4 protein-coding genes are annotated in these 3,845 nt (G+C 35.8%); 2 read left to right on the top strand and 2 right to left on the bottom strand.

What is annotated here, in order from left to right; all coding sequences use genetic code 11:
* Both M901_RS16965 and M901_RS04260 read left to right on the top strand, forming a co-directional pair.
* A partial coding sequence (locus tag M901_RS16965; protein WP_198295340.1) for an aminotransferase class I/II-fold pyridoxal phosphate-dependent enzyme occupies positions 1-1,693 on the top strand: 1,693 nt, incomplete at its 5' end.
* Positions 1,683-2,696 (top strand): alcohol dehydrogenase catalytic domain-containing protein, encoded by a 1,014-nt coding sequence (locus M901_RS04260; RefSeq protein WP_021276953.1) that lies wholly within the window; start codon positions 1,683-1,685, stop codon positions 2,694-2,696. The genes M901_RS16965 and M901_RS04260, both read left to right, overlap by 11 nt.
* On the opposite strand, the gene M901_RS04255 is transcribed toward M901_RS04260, so the two are convergent.
* Both M901_RS04255 and M901_RS04250 read right to left on the bottom strand, forming a co-directional pair.
* Positions 2,686-3,537 carry a radical SAM protein gene (locus tag M901_RS04255; RefSeq protein WP_021276952.1) on the bottom strand — a complete coding sequence of 284 codons (852 nt, stop codon included), beginning with the start codon at positions 3,535-3,537 and terminating at the stop codon, positions 2,686-2,688. The genes M901_RS04260 and M901_RS04255 overlap by 11 nt on opposite strands.
* 3 nt (positions 3,538-3,540) lie before the next feature.
* A partial coding sequence (locus tag M901_RS04250) for a hypothetical protein (protein ID WP_034720268.1) occupies positions 3,541-3,845 on the bottom strand: 305 nt, incomplete at its 5' end.

Here is a 3,845-nt window from a genome sequence, read left to right as displayed (position 1 = left end):
GNAACTAATTCTCTATACAAATGGCTTATTAATTCGTTCAAAAGATAGACTTCATGAACTTTTAAATATTGGTGTAGATAAAATTATCGTGACCAATCACGAACAGGTGAAGAAGAATCCTTTTGAAATTATATATGATTCTCTTTCTGAAAAAGAAAAGGTCGCCATTTCGTATGATAATCATACTAATTTAAGAAAATTTAATAGAGCTGGTTGTCATCCTGAACTTGGCCCGCGTGGAGAGTTTAGTGATCGGCCTTGTTCTCTCCCTTCAACGGTCTTAACAATTTCTGTAAAAGGTAATGTTCTCTCATGTTTCGAAGACTTCTATCAGAAATATACATTTGGAAACTGCTCATCAGAAAATGTCATTGATATCTGGAATAACGCTGAGTATGCTAAATTTAGAAATAATCTCCAAGCTGGAAACCGTGACCTTTATGAGACTTGCTTGAAGTGTAACCGAACAGATCAAACTATGAGTCAGAACTTAAATAAACACCTTATTGATGAACAAGAAATCGAAGCAATTTCTAATGTCTTAAGATCAGGAAAACTCTTTCGTTATGGACAGCCTCTTGGCGAAAGTGAGTGTGATAAATTTGAAAATGAATTTAGTGAGTACTTAGGAACGAAGAAAAGTTTTGTTCTAAATAGTGGGACTAATGCTCTTATTGTCGCTTTAATGGCGCTTGGTATTTCCGAAGGTGATGAAGTCATTATTCCTGCTTATACTTTTGTGGCAACAGCGGGTGCCGTTTTACAAGTTGGAGCTATACCGGTTGTGGCAAATATTGGTAATGACTTAATGATGAACTTCGATGATATGAAGTCTAAGGTGACGGATAGGACAAAGGCCATCATTCCTGTTCACATGGATGGGATTCAATGCGAAGTAGATAGAATCGTTGATTTCGCCAAGGATAATAATCTCTATGTTATTGAGGACGTTGCTCAAGCTTTAGGAGCAATGTACAAGGGACGTCTTCTTGGATCATGGGGGGATTTTGGATGTTTCTCTTTTAATCGTGATAAGGTTTTAACTGCTGGAGAAGGCGGTCTTGTAACGACACGTCGAGAAGATCTTATCTCGAGGACGCAATCTTGTATTGATCAAGCCATTAGTTTTAATCCTACTTATCAAGAAAATTTTAAAGATATGGTGCCTGTCTTAGGGATTTCGACAAGAGTGTCAGAGATCACTGGTGCTATGCTTAGAATACAGTTAAAAAAAGTTGATCAAATCTTATCTGCCAATAGAGAAAGAAAAGATATCTTTACTAAGAATTTAGCCGATCTTCCTAAGGGCATTTCACTTATTGAACCTAATGATGGGCAGGAGTGTGGAACAACTCTACATTTACGCTTAAAAGATCCTGCTATGGCAGCAATGTTGTCAAAGAAGTTGATGGCAGAGGGATTACATTTTCTACCAACGACGATGAGAAGAGCTCATTGTGTTTGGAAGTGGAATAATATTTTAAAGGCAGGTCACTCTTTTAGTGATAAACGAGACCCTTTCTTAAGAACTGATAAGAAGTATAATTATTCAAAGATTCATTTCATCGAATCAATCAGTATCCTCACATCAACACTGATGATAAATATAGATATTACGAAGTCTTTGAGTGATATAGAATCAGATGCCATTAAATTGAGAGAGATTATTCAAAGGACATGTCATGAAGTATGAGCTTGTCTATAAGAATGGAAAATTTGATAAAATAGAAATTGAAAGCCCTGATGTCTTAACTGAAGGAGCTGTTCGTATCCGACCGACTGAAGTAGGAATATGTGGATCGGACCTTTATAGTATCGAAATTCTTCCTGGTACAGAAAGCTTGAGACCTGGTCATGAATGGATTGGAGTTGTTGAAGAATCAAATTCTTCTAGCTATCAAAAAGGCGATATAGTGACTTCTCCCGTCTCTTTTGGTTGCCAAAAGTGTCGTTCATGTTATGACGGTAAGCCAAATAATTGCTTAAATAATCAGTCTCTTGGTGGAAAAGAAATTGGTGCTTTAAGAAATGAGATCATCTTACAAGATCAATATTTAATTAATTTAAGCCATTTGAATCAAGAAGGTCTTGTTCTTATTGAAGTTGCCGCAGTGGCAGAACAGGCGTTCTTGCATATGGCCGACTTAGGATTAAGAGCTGGTAAGAAAGATAGAGTAATGATCTTCGGTGCTGGGCCAGTAGGTTTATTCTGTGCTTTAAAAGCTAAGAAAGAAGGATTGAATTACATTCTCGTCGAACTAGATAAGAAGAGAATTGAAATAGCAAAAGAGCTTGGATTAAATATTATCGCCACTGGAGCGGCACTTTTAAAAGATGATTATCATATGTCTTTTGACTATATAATAGACTGCTCTGGGGATGGGAATAAGAAGAGTGGTTTTTGGAAGTACTTTCTTCACTTCGCTTCGGTAAGTTCAAAGCTTTTAGTTGTTGGGAAATATATTAACGAGCAAAAGATTAATTCAGTACTTTTTACAAATCGTGATGTCACGATTAAGTGGATGAGAGGTCTTCCTAAATCTGTCATTGAAAAAGCTGTAGTAAATTGGAAAGAGGACTTACCTGATATTGGGAAATCAATGATAACTCATGAATTTTCTTCAGTTGATGTCGATAAAGCATTTGATATTGCGCTACGAAGAGAGAATACAGGAAAGGTTGTGGTTAAAATTTGATATCAACGGAACAATGACCAAATTCTTGATGACGATTATTCTTTAGCTTTACATCACATGGGTTACACATACCGTAGTATTTGCACTCGCGATATATATCTTCTATTTTGAAATCATTATCTAAAATATCACCAATTGGCATTTTCTTGTTATAGAGATCATGATGACATCTAAAAATATTACCTTCAGGAGATATTAGAAGTTCACTTGTACGGCACTGAACAGTTTTGAGTTCCTTAGCAAAAATTGCATCGTCATACTTATAAGTTCCAAAGAGTTGTCCATCATATTTACCTAGGAGCTCCTTTGTCTTAAAAATAATTCCATTATCATGACAAACGATTCTTGCTTTCTCTGTTTGTGCCTTAGATATAGGATGATCAACAGTGAAAATTCCGATGGGATATCCTGCTTTTTTTAAAATGAGAACTTTTTCAACAGTTTCTCCTAAGTCCATCGTTTCGGGATGATAACTTACGCGAATTGAGGGATAGGGGAGATCGTGATTGAAGCGTGATGTCGGAATTCTTTCGATGAATTCATAAGGGTCAAACTGAATATTAGTAAGTAGATCAATATTTAGATCCGTTCGAATATTTTGTAGGATATAGTAGAAATCTTTATGAATAGAAGGTTCACCACCTTGCAAAGAGATTGATGTACCATCTTGTGGTTGAATTCTATTAATTGCATCAACCCATTCTTTTCCAGAGAGGTGTCTTCTTTTTTGGTCTAAGCCTACCGTATGATTAATACAGTAACTACAAGATAGATTACAGGCGAGAGAGAGAAAGACTCCAATGTAATTATAATGTTGTGGCAATTCAACGGGATTGAGCATGGTTTAGTATATTTGCTCTCTTTGAGAAATGTCAAAGATTAGTCCCTCTAAATCATGTACAAGAGGTGATTTAAGAGATTCTAAAATATCCTTGATATTATTAAAGTGAGCACAAACACCATTCTTATTATTGATCACATGAAGTTGAGAGCAGACGCCAAAAATCTCCCATTTTAAGTTCTCTATAAGAATTTCTTTTTCTTCTTCACTTAAATCGTTTATCTGAAGTAAGAACTCTTCTTTTGTCCGGTTCTGAAGCGACTTAGTAAGATGCTGAATCGGATTAAAGGCAATATGATTATCTAGTT

Source organism: Bacteriovorax sp. DB6_IX, from assembly GCF_000447775.1.
Lineage (GTDB): Bacteria > Bdellovibrionota > Bacteriovoracia > Bacteriovoracales > Bacteriovoracaceae > Halobacteriovorax_A.
This window is presented reverse-complemented; position numbering and strand designations above follow the sequence as displayed.

Excerpts from the sequence above, each read along its gene's own strand:
- M901_RS04260 (WP_021276953.1), top strand. The coding sequence starts at position 1,683 with ATGAAGTATGAGCTTGTCTATAAGAATGGAAAATTTGATAAAATAGAA.
- M901_RS04255 (WP_021276952.1), bottom strand. The coding sequence starts at position 3,537 with ATGCTCAATCCCGTTGAATTGCCACAACATTATAATTACATTGGAGTC.